Annotated in this window: 10 protein-coding genes and 2 pseudogenes; 5 read left to right on the top strand and 7 right to left on the bottom strand. The window is 60.0% G+C overall.

Going from position 1 to position 16,070, the window contains the following annotated elements; all coding sequences use genetic code 11:
* The 5 genes and pseudogenes from istA to IVA92_RS31020 all read right to left on the bottom strand — a co-directional run.
* Positions 1-726 (bottom strand): IS21 family transposase (gene istA, locus IVA92_RS31035; RefSeq protein ID WP_247534598.1); only part of this gene is annotated, 726 nt, incomplete at its 3' end.
* A 234-nt stretch (positions 727-960) separates the two neighbouring features.
* On the bottom strand, positions 961-2,025 hold the full coding sequence (locus tag IVA92_RS31030; RefSeq protein ID WP_247276126.1) for a carbohydrate kinase family protein: 1,065 nt from the start codon (positions 2,023-2,025) through the stop codon (positions 961-963).
* Between the two features lie 311 nt (positions 2,026-2,336).
* Complete coding sequence (locus tag IVA92_RS31025) at positions 2,337-3,461, bottom strand: tyrosine-type recombinase/integrase (protein ID WP_247276125.1); 1,125 nt, start codon at positions 3,459-3,461, stop codon at positions 2,337-2,339.
* A gap of 99 nt (positions 3,462-3,560) precedes the next feature.
* A pseudogene (locus tag IVA92_RS36175) lies at positions 3,561-3,614 on the bottom strand (hypothetical protein); the annotation flags it as partial.
* A 560-nt stretch (positions 3,615-4,174) separates the two neighbouring features.
* Positions 4,175-4,957 carry an enoyl-CoA hydratase-related protein gene (locus IVA92_RS31020; RefSeq protein WP_247276124.1) on the bottom strand — a complete coding sequence of 261 codons (783 nt, stop codon included), beginning with the start codon at positions 4,955-4,957 and terminating at the stop codon, positions 4,175-4,177.
* Positions 4,958-5,636: 679 nt separating this feature from the next.
* On the opposite strand from IVA92_RS31020, the gene IVA92_RS31015 reads away from it, so the two are divergent.
* Together IVA92_RS31015 and IVA92_RS31010 are read left to right on the top strand one after the other, a co-directional pair.
* Entirely contained in the window at positions 5,637-6,962 is a 1,326-nt protein-coding gene (locus IVA92_RS31015; RefSeq protein ID WP_247276123.1) for an MFS transporter, read from the top strand.
* A 209-nt stretch (positions 6,963-7,171) separates the two neighbouring features.
* Positions 7,172-9,808 carry a CehA/McbA family metallohydrolase gene (locus IVA92_RS31010; protein WP_247276122.1) on the top strand — a complete coding sequence of 879 codons (2,637 nt, stop codon included), beginning with the start codon at positions 7,172-7,174 and terminating at the stop codon, positions 9,806-9,808.
* A 203-nt stretch (positions 9,809-10,011) separates the two neighbouring features.
* Here IVA92_RS31010 and IVA92_RS31005 read toward each other — a convergent pair whose 3' ends face one another.
* Complete coding sequence (locus IVA92_RS31005) at positions 10,012-11,127, bottom strand: LacI family DNA-binding transcriptional regulator (RefSeq protein ID WP_247276121.1); 1,116 nt, start codon at positions 11,125-11,127, stop codon at positions 10,012-10,014.
* A 220-nt stretch (positions 11,128-11,347) separates the two neighbouring features.
* Here IVA92_RS31005 and IVA92_RS31000 point away from each other — a divergent pair, with 220 nt between their 5' ends.
* The 3 genes and pseudogenes from IVA92_RS31000 to IVA92_RS30990 form a co-directional block, all read left to right on the top strand.
* Positions 11,348-12,556 (top strand): CoA transferase, encoded by a 1,209-nt coding sequence (locus IVA92_RS31000; protein WP_247276120.1) that lies wholly within the window; start codon positions 11,348-11,350, stop codon positions 12,554-12,556.
* Between the two features lie 251 nt (positions 12,557-12,807).
* On the top strand, positions 12,808-13,962 hold the full coding sequence (locus IVA92_RS30995; RefSeq protein ID WP_247276119.1) for a glycoside hydrolase family 88 protein: 1,155 nt from the start codon (positions 12,808-12,810) through the stop codon (positions 13,960-13,962).
* Positions 13,963-13,965: 3 nt separating this feature from the next.
* A pseudogene (locus IVA92_RS30990) lies at positions 13,966-14,152 on the top strand (dihydrodipicolinate synthase family protein); the annotation flags it as partial.
* Positions 14,153-15,120: 968 nt separating this feature from the next.
* Here the strand turns inward: IVA92_RS30990 and IVA92_RS30985 are convergent.
* Positions 15,121-16,050, bottom strand: coding sequence for a DMT family transporter (locus IVA92_RS30985; RefSeq protein WP_247276118.1), 930 nt, complete (start codon positions 16,048-16,050; stop codon positions 15,121-15,123).
* Between the last annotated feature and the right edge of the window lie 20 nt (positions 16,051-16,070).

Here is a 16,070-nt window from a genome sequence, read left to right as displayed (position 1 = left end):
CTGCCCCTTCTCCCAGCCCGACGCTGGCGTACAGGCGACCGGATCGACCAGATAGTGGCTGCACATCTGCAGGAAGCGGCGATTGTAGAGACGGCCTTTACCGACAAAGATCGTCTCCACCGCGGTCTTCATGTTGTCGTAGATGCCGCGGGTGCAGGTGCCTTTGAACAGGGCGAATGCCCGGTCGTGGGCGTCGAACACCATCTCCTGCGTCTCCCGCGGATAGGCCCGCACGAACAGCATGCGGCTGTGACAGAGCCGGACATGAGCAGCCTTCACCATCACCGTGGTGCCGCTCAGCAGGACGATCTCGTGGCTCCAGTCGAACTGGTAGGCTTCGCCTGGTGCAAAGCTCAACGGCACATAGGCCGACGCTGTCGAGGTGCCGCGTTCCTTGCTCCACCGTCGTGCGTATCGACGAACCGCATCATAGCCGCCGGCATAACCCAGGCCGCGAAGCTCCTCGAATAGCCGGATCAGCGTCAGCCGTTCCCGCGCCGCCTTGCTCTCATTCCCTGCCAGCAACCGGTCAAGCTCGGCACTCCAGGCACCCATCTTCGGGAGCGGCTGCGTCTCGCGCTCGTACCGGAACTCCGTCGCTTGAGAACGAATGACCTTGCGAACCACCTTCCGCGATACGCCAAGTTCTCGGCAGATCGCCTTGATCGGACGACCATCAACAAAGTAGGCGCGACGGATCTTACCAATCGTCTCCACCACCAGCATCCCAACCTCGGCTTCCATGACTCGATGGAAGCCACTGTGGACCCTTATCCCGGGGTCCCGATTGGATGCCGATCACCCCGAAAACGGGGTCCTTATTCCATGCCGAAACACACTTTTTCTAGAGCAGGCAGTAAATGCTCCTCGTTGCGTGAATAGATGATGCACACGTCGTGCATAATGTCTCACCTCTTCTCTGGTGTCCTATGACGCTGAATCCGTCACAAGACGCCCCCCTCATGGACGACTGTTAGGCGTCGCTTCCGTTGCAAGCCAGCACACGCGATAGATAGCAGAGGCAAACTCATGGACCTGCTCTGCCGAACAATCGACAGTCAAAGCGCGATGGGAAAAAACTAGTGTGGGCATCGACCGCTCTGAGACCAACGCAAAAGAGCACGTTTGTTCGAAGTCGGTGTCCCGGGCGAGGACTAGGGCTGCAGTAGGTGCGAAGTCGTCGATCGGGAACTCGTCTCCCAAATCTGGGCAGATCGCCGTCAGCCCCAGTTCGCGGATGCACCATCGGGCCTCTTCTATCAGCCAGCGATCCTGGAGGGCGTCTGGGCTGCCTAGAATGACCACTCTGCCCAAGCGATTCGGCGTAACAGGGCTGAGGTCTATGCTGTGGGGGGATCGATCAGGGAGGAGCTTGGACTGGGCGTAACGAGCGACGGCGCGTGATGCAAGATCGGCCGCGTCGGTTGGCGACATGCCTTCTCGTGCCCAGTAAAACGCAGCGGTTGCGGTGAATACATCTCCCGTGCCGATTTTGAATACTGAGTTCGATCTATACGCGGGTACGTGATCGATTCGGCCGTCTCGGTAAAACACCGCGCAACCATTCACTCCGCGCTTAGCAGCGATGAACTCGGCATGCTCCGCTTCGAATACATTCTTCGCAGCTTGGATAATATCGGCGCTGTTTCCGAGTGCACGAAGCTCGTTCTCATTTAGTACGATCGCCAACTTGTCAGCGACAGAGCCGTTCGCACTGAACATTTTCGGAGCGTTGGAAGTTTGTGGATCGTAGACGGCGTGACTTGCGGTAACGATCGCTTCGCCTTCCAGAAATCCAAACCTGACTACGGCATCGCCTCGGACTTGGATAGGCGAGTGCTGCGGCAAGAATGTAGGGGCTATAGATGGTTTCGAAAGGGGGTGGAGATAAGCAAAAGCTATTTGAGTGGTAGATGGTACGAGGTGAAGCCTAACTTTCTCATGCCCGTATAGTTGGGTGGTTATCTCGGTGGATTGCGCAGAATATGTGTGCAGCTCGACGAAGTCCGACAGCTTGGCAAGCACCGCGGCAGCTCGTCCGCCTGAACCGTACACCGCGTTCCAAGACGGGTACTCGCACACTTCATGATACAACCCACCGCTGACAATCATAGCATTCTGCAAAGCAGCAAAGCTCCCGGTAGAGCGCCCAATGCTGGACGGTGCAATTGGAGAAGTCTAGCTACAACTTCAGCGAGTACAAGCGCTGAAATCAAGGGAGCGAGATAATTGTCGATTCAGGTGGTCTCTTCCAAGCGCGACGCGCAAGTAGGCAACGGTCAGGGCCCTTGAAAAGGCATTGTTCGCGCGAATCGGAAGCAGGCACCCTTTCAAGCTTAGCGATCTAGCCGCGCTGGAAGCTTAACCGATTCGATGCACGCCTTCTTCAGTCGTTTTAGTTGTGCGTTCGAATAAAGACCGAAGGTAATGCCCACCTCGCTTTCATGCCCCATGATGTCAGCCACGACGTTCTCTCGATGGCCCGCATCTTCAGCCTTCGTCGCGAACCATCGCCTGAAGCTGTGGAAGTTAACTTTGGACCGCCGGGCGCCCGGTCGCTTGTCATGTACGCCAAGTTTCTTACGGTAGTAGGTAAACCGCTTGGAAAGCGCCATCGTGCGGTTGCCGTCCCAGCCGGTGTCCTGGAAGTTCTGGAACAGATAGGCAGCAGCGTCGCGCTTACCGACGAGCTGGGCAATCATCGGCCGCAACGCTGAGTGAATCGGAATGGTGCGAACACCCGCCGCAGATTTGCTGCGACGTATGCTGAAGGTGTTGTCGCGACAATCGCCGACGCGGAGCTGTCCGATCTCATCGAGGCGCATCCCCGAAAGGGCCGAAATTCTCATAGTACTGGCCATGTCGGCGTCTGCCGGGCCCGCAAGAAGGATGCAGACCTCATCATCCGTGAACGGGCGCTCCGGGCCCATCGGACCGTCCGGAGCGATCCTGTGTGCCTTGGCCTTGGGGAGCGACTTGCGCATCCACGGATTTGACTTCACGCCGAAGCTCCTCTCCAGCCAAGTCCAGTATTGCCGTAGGGCGGATAGTTTCTTGTTGGCCGTCTTGAAGTGCACACCTGCCTTAACGAAAGTCCTCATCGCGGAAATCGGCAGCAACTCGATCGGTCGTCGTCTCGATGAAGAAACCTTGGGTGGATTCGTGCACCAGTCCTTGAACTGCGCTAGCGCCGTGCGGGCGTCCGCTTTGGTGCGCTCGCTATAGGTCGAGGCCGCAAGCCACCGTTCAACGTAGAGGTCAGCCGGGGTGACCTTGGCGGACGCCAATTGAACGAACGCGGTGGCCTGCTTGGTAGCTGCCCGGGGCTCTTCGAAAGGGTGGTATTCATCCCGGGCGCCGCCGGCTGCTAAGTCGATCTCTTCGGCCCGGTCCGTTATCTGATACATGAGGTCATTGCGCCGCGCGGCATCTGCTCGGACGAACTCTTCTCGGAGAGCCATGGCCTCCAAGAGTAGCGGGTCCTGATCCCCGGGGCCGGGTGTCCGGTGTTGGGCAATCTGGGACTTCAAATCCGCAACGGCATTCCAGCAGGCAATGCGGGCCACCCGTAGGTCGGTGGTTTCCAGGGACTTCAGAAGCCGCTTCTTGCCAATGGTCTGGCGTAGCGTCCTGGGGACCTCAGCGACGGCGTACCAAGTCGTCCCTTCGCCCGGGGCTGGCTCAGGTAGCGCCGATCACCGCCACCTTTCTCCGATCTCAGACTGACGTTCACTGCCCTCTGCCCCTAACGGTGCCGCCAACGGGTTGCCCCCGACGCAGAGGTTGATATAGCTTATTTTTGCAGTATTTCCAGTGTTTCAGGCCCATTCGCGTAGGGTCCAGGTTCCCCAGCCAACCTAAGAGTCCACAGCGGGATCAAGCGACTTTCTGTCGATCGCAGAACCTAGCCTAGTCAATCCACACCTTTGGTCCACTTCGACCGAGAGGGGCTTTGACCTTTGCGCAGGAAGGCCCGGGCGCACCGGCCGAGATGGTCCCTGACAGGCGCCACTGCAAGTTCAATGTACATTGGTGCTCGAAGGGTGGGCACGACAGAATTCTAGATCGCAGCGTTGGCCCGGTCGATCCGAAGGAGTGCTTAATCGGGTGCATCGTGGGCCAGTACCGGCACATGTGGAGCGCCGGCAGCAGCGAAGGCTGGGGATCGCGACGGCTAATTTCCACGATAGTTTGGCGATCGCTTCTCGAAGAACGCGTGCATTCCTTCCTGCTGGTCAGCAGTGTTGAATGCGCATCGAATTGCCTGGCGCTCGAATTCGAGCCCGGCGTCCAGGGTGGTCTGAAAGGCGGCGAGAACGGCCACCTTGGCGAGCTCAGTCGAACGCGGCGGCTTTTGGGCGATCAGTTCGGCGATCTCGAGCGCTCGCGCCTGTGCCTGGCCGCTTTCGACGACTTCAGCGACAAGGCCGGCCTGCATCGCCGCACGGGCAGAAATGGATTGGCCAGTCAGTATCATCAGCATGGCCAGAGATTTGCCTGCCACGCGCGTCAGACGCTGGGTTGCGCCGTCGCCTGGCAAAATCCCGATGTTGATTTCAGGCTGTGCAAACCGCGCTCCTTCGCCTGCTATGGCGATGTCGGCGAGCAAGGCCAATTCGTGACCACCACCGAAGCAAATTCCCTCAACCGCGGCGATAAGAGGCTTTGGAAAATTGGCGATGTCCCGCCACGCAGAACGTCGCGCGGGATTGTCGATTGCCTCAAACCCGCGCTGCTGCATCTCCTTAATATCGGCTCCGGCAGAGAAGAAGGCTTCGTGCCCGCAAAGGACGACGCAACGAACATCCTCATTGAGCGCAGCCTGCCGCAAGCTCGCGCCAAGCTGTGCGATCAGGTCGTTGCTTAAGGCGTTTCGTTTCGACGTCCTGTTCAGCGTCACAACGCGCACATGGGCCCTGGGAGAGGTCGAGAGGATGAGATCGGGCTTGCCGGTCATTGAGGGTGTCTCCTGAAAGAAGTCAGAAAGGCAGCCAGTATACTGAAATCGTTTTCTACGCAAAACATGCTTCATTATAGTCAATCCGACTGACCAGGCTTCGAGCTGTTTCTGGCTGCTCAAGAAAGAAATTTGCTGGTCAGACTGAGAGAACGTTTAGCGGCAGCATTTTCCGCGCTTGACTCCGGAATCCAGAGCGCCTACGTTTATGAAATCGATTTCAGAACTGCGATTTTCTTAGCGAGATGACGGCGTAGTAGCGCGGCGCCGTCCAACAAGAACAACAGCTTCTTCACGAGTGCGCTTTGGCAACAGGAGGGATGGAAACCATGGGAATGGGACACGGGCTCGCGCGCGTTTTGTACGCAGCGCGTTCGGTGGCGTCTGCTCTTGGGCGGCTGCACAGATCGGAATCGCCGCTCGCGATCTCTTGTGTGACTAAGGCCATGCGAGAGCCGGTCGTGCGGCCGCACGACTTGCGAAATGGCGAACCAAGACGGCCTTATCGGCGGCATGCCGCGTACCCCTTGGCGCCTGCGCCTTCACCGCTATGAGCCGGCCCGCTCAAGTCGCGTTTATCTTAGATAGCGCCGCACTCCGCGCAGTAGAGCCAGCGAGCGGCTGCTCGTCCTTGCTTGACCGCGGCATCATTAACGCCATTGACTGAGCTCGAGGACACATGAACATTATTGCTCAACCCAGTGCCGTATCTGTTCAGCTTGATAATCAGATTGCGAACAGACGGATGACCGTCGGCCTCGGAGGGGGCGTAGCGCTGGAGTGGTACGACTGGAACGTCTACGGCGTGATGGCGGCGTTTCTCTCGCCGCACTTCTTTCCTTCCGATGATCCCACGACCTCGCTGCTTGCGGGGCTAGCCGTGTACGGGGCGGGCTTCTGCGCGCGGCCACTGGGAGCGGCCTTGCTTGGCCCAGTCGCAGATCGCATTAGCCACAAGCGAGTAATGATGATCTCGGTGACGGCGATGGCGGTTTGCTCGCTGCTGATCTCTCTATTGCCGACGTACCGGGACATCGGCGTCACGGCGGCTGTGGCGCTGCTTATCATGCGCCTTATTCAGGGGCTTGCTACCGGAGCCGAGGCGGGTGTCGCCAATGCAATCGCAATTGAACTGGCGCCGCCCGGAAAGGAGGGGCGTTATCTGGGGCTGATCGGTGGCACTTTCATCCAGCTAGGCAACCTTGGATCCAGCCTTGTTGCGTTTCTGGTGAGCGCATCGGTTGCCCCCGAAGCGATGCGCGAGTGGGCCTGGCGCGTACCCTTTGCGGTCGGCGGGGTGCTGGGCCTACTGATCATTTATCTGCGCACGTCGGTACCGGAGACCTTGATCCATCGGGTTATGCATCGCCAAGATGAGTCGTCGCGAATTCAGGAAACCACCGGCGGTGTGTGGAAGACGCTCTGGAGCGTGCGGCTATCCCTGCTTGCGGTCATCCTGGTGATCGGATCGGTGCAGATCGCCAACTATGCCTGGAACACCGGTCTGCCCAATATGGCGAACACAGTGTTCAAGGAGAATAGCACCTCTGTATACGGAATTATGACGCTGATGGTCTTGATCTGGATGTTGGCCGCCCCGCTTGTTGGCGCCTTCGCTGACAAGGTGCGGCCCTCGCGTGCGTTCACGCTGCTGCGCCTACTGCTCATCCCATGCTTTTTCCTGACGCTGCTTTATTCGGAGAAGGGCATCTCCACGTTCTTCCTTGTCACGGTGTTCGGCGGAGCCATCGTGGGGTTCAACATGGCGCTCTATAACTTCATCGCTACCACCCTGATGCCGCGTGCCGTGCGCACCACGGGCGTAGCGCTCGGTTACGCGCTCGGCGTCTCATTGTTTGGCGGGACCTCACCGTATCTTCTTGTGTGGTTGCAACGCGAGCACATGGCCTGGATGTTTCCTGTCTACGGATCGTTGATAGCGCTCTTAAGCGTGGTGGTCTACCACTTCGCCAAAAGGCGTGGCCGCGTCTACATCGGTGACTGAACGCCTTCTGCCTGCCGCTTGCGCCACCCAGCAGAGGCAAAGCCTTCCTTATCAGACGCAAAGCATGTCGACGCACGAGTATCTCTTGATGCTGGGCAAGAGCATGGGATTGGGACAAGCGCCTTCGCCAGCAGCGGGACACGTGAGCAGTCCTCATCGCATCCAGGGCCGCTTATGGGCGACGACGTCCATGAACTGGAGTCCATCGAATGAAAACGCCATCGTCGCCGCACTTCGCGCCCGTCGACTTGCAGCGATATTTCAACGCCGGTCGCCTGGAACTCGATGAGGGGTTCGGCAGCCGCCCAGGCGACACCGGCTGGATCGATTCGCTTCGAGGACCGCAGACGTATCGAGGCATCCCGTTTCTATTCGGCGCCAACGCCGGAGCGGATGTGCTGGCCTTGCGTCCCGGGGGGCTTCCTGTGGTGATCGCGCTGCCGCCCACATTGGCCAGCTACGTGCTCTTTGTGCAAGTGGTCGCGGACCGCCCACCCGTAAGCCCTCAAGGCTTCGGGGAGATCGGGCCGGCAACGCTGCCTGTGGAAGGCAATTCGCTCGGCGATCGGGTGTCGACATACGTGCTTCGATACGTCGACAGCACCGAGGCCGACGTGCCGGTGCTACGGCGGTTCGCGGTCCAGCAGAACCATATCTCCTGGAGCGCGAGCCCGTTCGCGGCGCTGCCATTACGGGGGCCCATCGTGCACGCAAGCACCGGCGAAAACTGCGCACTCGGCAGAACGGCGGGCGCGAGCTTCTTCCAGGGCGAGACCCGCACCGAATCGGGGCGCATGGATCGACAAGGGGAGAACTTGTGGCTTTATGCGCTCCAAAATCCATATCCGGAGAAGGAGCTCACCGCGCTAAGCTTGCGAGCGGAGCAAGAACTTTCTCTTGTCTTTGCGGTGACCACGACAAGGCTCACCCAGCATCCCCTGCGCCTCCAGGCTCGTCGCAAGCTGAAGATGCGGCTACCGCCCGGAGTGCATCTGAATAAGCTTGGCGAGCTCGACGTCGATCATCGGGGCGAACAGATCGGCATGGATCTCGGCACGGTGATCTCCGCCCGCGCGGTGCTTGACTACGCGAGATCGGACTGGCTCGGTGACAAGCACGACGTGCAGCCGGTGCGTTCCGAGGACGAGGTCATCGTCGAGTACTCCGCCCATCCCGACGCAAGGCTGTACCTACGCTCCGACGACGGCCGCTTGCACATTGCCGATCTTCGGTCGCTGGAAGCTGCCGGGAACGCAGGAGACACCTCGCTGGAGGCGGAGCCCATCGCGCCGGCAACAAGGCCCGTCAAAATCCGCATCATAGAGAAGGGCAACGGCGTGCGTGTCGCCGCGCGCCTGCATGTGCATGGCGCGGATGGGGAGTATCTGCCGCCCAAGGGGCACCACCGCAAGGTCAATACCGGAAGATTCGAAGACTTCGCCGGGGAGTTTACGAACGGGCTGAACCAGTACGCCTATGTGGATGGCAGCTGCGAGGCGGACTTGCCGATCGGGCCCGTGTTCGTGGAGATCAGCAGGGGCTTCGAGGTGCGGCCCCTACGCCGTATCGTCCAAGTCACCGCGACCACGGAGGAACTCACCTTCGAGCTGGACAGGTTGCTACGCTGGCGCGAACAGGGCTGGGTCAGCTCCGATACTCACGTCCATTTCCTGAGCCCGCACACAGCCCTGCTAGAGGGCAAGGCGGAGGGGGTCAACGTCGTCAACCTGCTCGCGGCACAATGGGGCGAGTTATTCACCAACGTGGCCGATTTCGACGGGCGCACGACGCTCGGGGCAAAGCACTTCGGCGGGGACGGAGAGTTCCTTGTTCGCGTCGGCACAGAGAACCGTATGCAAGTCCTAGGACACATATCGCTTCTCGGCTACGAAGGCGAGATTATCAACCCCCTGTCTTGCGGCGGACCCAACGAGGCTGCGATCGGCGATCCTCTGGAAGCGACCATGGCCGATTGGGCGGAGCGCTGCCGCCAGCAAGGGGGCCTTGTCGTGATGCCGCATGCTCCCAACCCGCAAGCCGAGCGGGCGGCGGACATCGTGCTCGGCCTGGTCGATGCCATTGAAATGATGTCGTTCAACCCGCGGACTGCGCAGATCAGCGCATTTGGTCTGGCTGACTGGTACCGTTACCTCAACATCGGTTACCATCTGCCACTGGTCGCCGGCTCCGACAAGATGGACGCTGCCGCGCTCCTCGGAGGCTCGCGGACTTATGTGCAGCTAGGTGCGCGCGATTTCACGTATCGCAACTGGATGGATGCCGTACGCAGCGGAGACACGTTCATCACAGTCGGGCCGCTCGTTGAGGTGACAGTGGAAGGACGTCGCCCCGGGAGCGCGATCGCGCTTCCTCCTTCGGGTGGCACCATCACAATCGACTGGCGGATCGAATCGGTCAGCGTCGCGCCAACACGGGTGGAGGTGATCCGCAATGGCATCGTCATCGATGAAGTTCGATGTAGCGAGTTGTCGTGCAACGGCCAGCTCGCGTTGCGCATCACCGAGTCCTGTTGGATCGCAATACGCGTTCGAGGCAGTGTGGCGGGGCGCGAGGCCGACATCGCGGCCCACACCAGTGCGGTGTATGTCAAAGTGGGCGACAAACCGGTCTTTGCCACTGCGGACGCGGTGTCGATTCTTGCACAAATCGAGGGATCGATCGCCTATATGGATACGCTCGCTCCCAGGACTGACGAAGCGCGGCACTCACGGCTGCGAGCTGCCTTGGAGCTTGCACATCATCGTCTGCATCATAAGCTGCACGAACTTGGCGCCATTCACCACCATGCGCCTGTCCACTCCGTTCACACCGAGCGCGAGCACTGAGAAGGGGAAAACGTCGTGTGAGCTGCTCTCCTTTCTCTCGCTCCAGCGCTTCGCGGGCAGCACGGCCGCGGCATGTTTCGGCCACGTCCACTTTGTGCCGCCACCAGTCATATGTTCGCGCAGCGTGGCAGCCGCCAGAGCCTTGGAAGAATGCAGAAGGCAGGAGAAATCGATTCAGTGACAGCGCGTCGGCCGCGGCAGCTTCAGCCCGGGCTGCGCCTGCGACGCGGTGGGCGTTCGCTAGATCTCGGCGGCCCGGTCGATGACCGCATGACCAGTCGATAGGGCAACAGGACACTCCTGGGAAGTGGGCTTCCAGCGATCGCATTGATGAGATAATCGGCGGCTCCTCGGCCAATTTCAGCTGCCGGAACACTGACTGTTGTGAGCGGCGGGTCCATCTGCGCCGCCAGCTCCACATCGTCAAATCCTGTGATGGAAAGCGTAGCCGGCACGGCGACCCCAATTTTGCGGGCCTCTGCCATTGCACCGATGGCAAGGGTGTCGGTGGTGCAGATCACCGCCGTCGTGTCGGGGTGGTCGGTGAGGAGCTGACGAAGAGCGCTGCGACCCTGGGCAAGCGAATAGTCGGCCTTAATGATCTGGGTGGGCCTGAGCGGGAGGCCGGCGTCCGAAAGAGCGCGCTGAATGCCCTCGAGCCTCGCGCGGGACCGGTCGTTGGACGCAGCAACAACATTGGCGATCGCGCCGAAACGGACGTGTCCAAGCCGCAACAGATACTCGGTCATCTCGCGCGTGGCTCTTTCGTTATCGATTCCGATCGCGGGAATGCCGCCAGCTGCCTTCGAAACATAGGTCGTGATCACAGGCACACCGGCTTGTTCAATCAGAGCCCTCAGTTCACGTCCATGGGAGCCTCCGACCAGTACAATTCCATCGATGCCGCGCTCGATGAGGCTCTGCAGTTCCTGAAGTTCGCGGCGCTGATCATATTGGGAATTCGCGATGAAGAGCGTATAGCCGCTTTCGCTGAGGCGGTTCTGCAGCGCCTCAACTCCTTCGGCAAAGATGCCGAGCGCCAGCGTCGGAACGATGACTCCAATGGTGCGCATGCGTCCCGACTTCAAGGCTCTCGCCGCGCTGTCTCGCGTGTAGGACAGGTCGGTGATGTGCCGCATCACCTTGTCCCGCAGCTCCGGTCTCACGATTTCGGGATGATTGAGGACGCGCGACACGGTCGCAGGGGACACATTGGCCTTTCGCGCGACATCTTCGATCTTCACGCGCGGTTGCTGGCGTCCTTTGGGCTCGATTGTTGGTTTTTTATCCATCCGGTCTGGTCGCTCAGTCAATGGCATGAGTCCGATCCACGTTAGAACATTGGACAGCCAGCGTTCTCAAGCTCTGTATACGCCCGATCCGTCTTATCCAGTGGAACTCTGGTACATGGGCAGGCGCTGAGTTGGCAGGCCGCCCATTTTGCTTGACTCTGCAGATCATGATGCTTATTTCTGAAATCGATTTCAGAGGTCGAGCCAAATAGAACACCTCTGATCCAAGAAAACTGAAAGCGAGACCATGGTCGATCTTTTGAAGGGCGTTCGCGTCCTGAGCTTCAATCACTTCCTGATGGGCCCCGTGGCTGCGCAGTTTCTCGCCGATCTCGGGGCGGACGTCATTGCCGTCGAGCCACCAGATGGCGCCTTTCAGAGGAAATGGGGCGGAGCAGACAAGCGGGTCGATGGGCAGTCCATGCTGCTGCTCACCGGGAACCGCAATAAGCGAAGTCTCACGCTCGACCTGAAGAAACCTGAAGCCATTGAGATTGCCAGGAAGTTGATCGCGACCTCGGATGTCATGACTGAAAACTTCCGCCCCGGCGTTCTCGACAAGCTTGGCCTCGGCTACGAGGACGCCAAGAAGATCAATCCGCAAATTATCTATGCTGCGGCCTCAGGCTACGGTCCCGATGGGCCCTACGTCTACCGTCCCGGTCAGGATCTACTGGTGCAGGCAATATCGGGGCTGGCCACGATTACTGGAAGCCGCGAGCAGGGTCCAAGGGCCGTAGGTGTTTCAGCGGTCGATCACCATGGTGCTGCGTTGTTTGCGGCTGGCATTCTGGCCGCGCTTGTGAGGAAAACGCGCACCGGACAGGGGTGCCGGGTTGATGTCAGCCTGTTGTCTGCTGCACTCGATCTGCAGATGGAATCCTTTACTTGTTACCTCAACGGCGAGCGGCCTGACGATGTCCGTCAGCCGGGACCGATCTCCGGTTGGTACTACGGGGCGCCTTACGGCATTTATCCGACGCGTGACGGTCATATGGCGATTTCTCTTGGATCTCTCAGCACAGTGTCGGAGGCGCTCGATGTTCCGGCCGATCAGCGCGTTCCAGACAAGGAGGCGTATCGCCGACGCGACGAGGCATCCGCTGCGATCGCCGCAAATGTCGCAAAGCGCACGACGGCCGAATGCATCGCATTGTTCGAGGCCCACGGAATTTGGCACGCCGCGGTCAATGACTATGCAGATGTCGTGACCGATCCGCAGGTCGTGCACAACAAGAACTTCCAGGTCGTCCGCGGGGCGACGGGCGCGCCGATCACGATCGTCAGCCATCCCGTGCGCTATGATGGCAAGCTGCCCGAAGTCCGACTGCCGCCTCAGAAACTTGGGGCTCAGACCGAGGAAATCCTCAAAGAGCTCGGCTACGACGACCACCAACTTGAAGACCTTTCCAGCAAGGGGGCGGTCGGCGCCTTTACGTCCTCGCGCGCCGCTTGATGACGCTCCCAACGCGCATCACGGCAGGCATGCTCGCATGTACACACTGGTCATGCGCGTGACGATCGGGCTGAGGCGGATAGCCGTTGGTCGTTTGCTCGTGATCAGGAGCGATAGCTGGAGAAGGCAGCTGCGTGCTCCTGACCCGCTTAAGCCATCGGCTCGGCCGAAGCGAAATCGGTCGGACATTGGAAGGTTAGCACCGGGAACGATGCCCTGGGATTTCGGCAAGTGGCAAAGGAGTATCGGATATGAGCAAGTCGCGCTGGGCACACGCAATAGACCTGATGCAAGCACGAGTCGATCAGACGCTTGCCGCGATGAAAATAGAGTTTCCGCATTGGGCAGACAGCTCGACCGGTAAATGGACGACCACGCCGGACGGCGATTGGACCGGTGGCGCATGGCCGGGTATGTTGTGGCTGCTCGCGCGGCGATCTGGCGAGGCGAAATACCTCGATGCAGCTCGGTTCTGGAGTAGCCGCTTGAAGCCGCGCGCGCAGCTGCAAACCGCGTTCAAGGGCTTTGGGTTCTACTATGGGGTCGCTCTTGGCGACGTCCTGTGTAAAGACAAGGACGCGGCTCTCCTGGCACTGGATGCCGCCACCTCGCTCAAGACGCAATTCGATTGCCGGCTTGGCCTCATCCCGCTAGGCCGCGATGCGGAGGAATCAGAAGATGTTGGCAATTCGTTCAGCAGCATCGACTCTCTGCAGGCGGTCCCGCTTCTGTATTGGGCCGCCGCAAGGACAGGCGATTCCTCATACGCTGGCATTGCGGCGCGCCATACCACGCGCGTGCTCGACATTCATATGCGCTCCGATGGCTCAATCGTTCAGTCGAGTGAGCTAAATCCGTCCACCGGCAAGATAGTCCGCCATTTCACCCACAAGGGATTCAGCGACACGAGTGTCTGGGGCAGGGCGCAAGCTTGGGGGCTCGTCTATGCGGCGATCGCGCTTGCTCACCATCCTCATGAGACGCGCTGGATGGAGCAGTTGATGGCGGGAGCGGACTGGTGGCTTTCGCACGTGCCAGCGAGCATGGTCGCGTTCTGGGACTTTGATGATCCTGACATTCCCAAGACGGAGACGGACACGGCGGCAACTGCAATCACGTGCTCGGCGCTGCTAAAGCTGGCGCGGCTCGCGCCGACGGCGGCACTGCGCGTCAGATATCGTGAGGCAGGCGAACGGACGGCAAAGGCCCTGATCGAGACCTATCTGACGCCAACAAATCCGGACGATCCCCGCCCGCCCGGAATGTTGGTCGGCGGCTGTTTCAATAAACGTCGCGATGCACGCGCTCAGGACTCGGCCAACAATGCAGAGACGATCTTCGGATCCTACTATCTGTTCGAATCATTGAACGTTCTTGATGGACTCATCGAGGCTGAGAAGATTTGATTAGACGCAGCCCCTATTGCGATCATGGTCCAGGACGCACCGCTCAGCGGCGTGACGCTGACGGTGCCGATTCTTGTTCGTCTTGCACGAGAGGTGCCGCTCGTCGGCTATTTCAAGATCGAGGTACCGTATGCTGCGCGCGAAGCTGCGTGCGTTGATCGAGGAGGGTGGTGAGGCCCTCGCAGGCCCGCACGCCGGCAACACGAGGGGGTTGGGCCTGACAGGTCAAGGCACCGCGAGAGCGCAGACGTAGATGTGGCGCGACGATCAAGGACGCGATGACGGCGTGGGAGGCGTTGGACCGGGTATGCGGCAAGCGGCTCAACGTGATGATTCCGGTCTTGCTGCCGGCCCTTGAGCAACATGGGCGATTGAAGCCTGGCCTGGCAGATCGCGATCGTGTTTTCGCCATCACCCCTGCAACCATCGACCGCCTGCTCCTCGACGTAGGGGTCGCGGCGAGCGGCGGTAGGCGGCGGCGCCGTGCCGGATTCTATTCGACCATCCGACGGAAAGCTCCGATCCGGACGATCAGTGACTGCCCACAGCCGAATTATGCGAAAGCGAAGGTCCGGCGAGAGCGGCTTAGCGATGGGGCTGGCCTCCATCACCAGCCCCCAGAGTGAATCACGATTTGCCGCAAGCGAATCACTTCCGATTCCGTCAGGTAGGAAAATGCTCTAAAGTAATCAAGCGCTATCATGCTCCGTTGACGCCCTATCAGCGCGCACTGGCGCGTGCCAAGGTGACCGCGGCTGTAAAGCGGCGCCTACGTGGATCAGTATCGCTCGCTCTATCCGGTCGGGCTCATGGCCGAGTTTCGCACAAACCACGAGGAACTTGGCAGTTGCGTCGATCGTCGTGCCGGACAGGTGCGCGGCCTGCAACCCGCTTGCACGAGCTCCGCGCCGGCAACCGCAGCGACGTTCGCCAAGAAGCCGTCCGCAGCACGGTGACGTCCGGCGAGGCGCGTGCCACGCACCGAGGCTGCCGTCGGCCTTATAAGACCAGGGTTCGCATGGCCGTCCAAGCTCGACCCGCACATTACTAGGATTGAGGGCTGGCTCGTCGAGGAGCCGCAATTGACTGCGCTCGCAATAACTCACGTTCGACCGCCCGTTCCGGAGTTGACAGCGCGCGCGTTGCCCAGCTCCTTCTTCAAGGCTTTCTCCCGACGGGAGAGTGGGGTGATATTTCCGAGCCATGGGGTTGGGAGCGCAAGGCCAGGGGCATTCCCATGGCCGAGACAAGAACCGCGACGGCCCCCAGCCACTGTGTTGCGGTCAGAGTTTCCCGAAGGAAGATAGATGCGAAAATGGATGTAAGCACGGGAACGAGCGGTAGCAACAGAGCGGCGGCTGTCGCGCTCATTCGCTGCAGCGCGATCCCGTAGAGGAGGAAGGGGATCGAAAAGAGCAGCAATCCGGATCCGGCCACCGGAACAATATCGCCGATGACCACAGAGAGCGTCGGCAATGGGCGAACGCAAATCCACGCAAATACGACCACTGCAAACGCGACGATCTGGCTCGTTGTCGTAAGGCGCAACGCATCCACGTTTTGCGACATCACACGGACCGCTATGCTGTAGAGTGAGGCGAATAGTACGCCGGCGAGTACGAGAGCGACCCCCAGTCCCGGCGTTGCGGAAGGCGCAGATTCAGAGGTCCATTGCAAAAAGCCGACCCCGGCAAAAGCCAACAAAGAGAGAAAGACGATAGCACGGTTAGGGATCTCGCCAAGGATCAACCACGCAAGAAGTATGACCATCGGCAGTTCAACTGCGAACAGCATCGCCTCTATCGACGCCGGCAGCATCGATAGTCCGAAGATCGACAGACCAGACGCAAGCGCCGGCTGCAGGATGCCGGCAAGGCCAGCACGCCAATCGCTCAAGCGAGGCGGCGCACCTGAGAAGATCGATAGTACGGTCAGGCTTGCGGCACTCACAGCCAACTGCGCTGTCAGAAGCGAGAGCGGTTCGATGCAGCAGAGCGCGGCCTTTGACAGAACGTTGCCGATGCTCCAGCTGACCGTTGCGAGTGTTCCGCAAAGAAGCGGTAGGAAAAGAGGTGGGCTCTCACTCAACCTTATGACTCCCTTCGTCG

It is taken from the genome of Bradyrhizobium sp. 154, from assembly GCF_023073875.1.
Taxonomy (GTDB): domain Bacteria; phylum Pseudomonadota; class Alphaproteobacteria; order Rhizobiales; family Xanthobacteraceae; genus Bradyrhizobium.
This window is presented reverse-complemented; position numbering and strand designations above follow the sequence as displayed.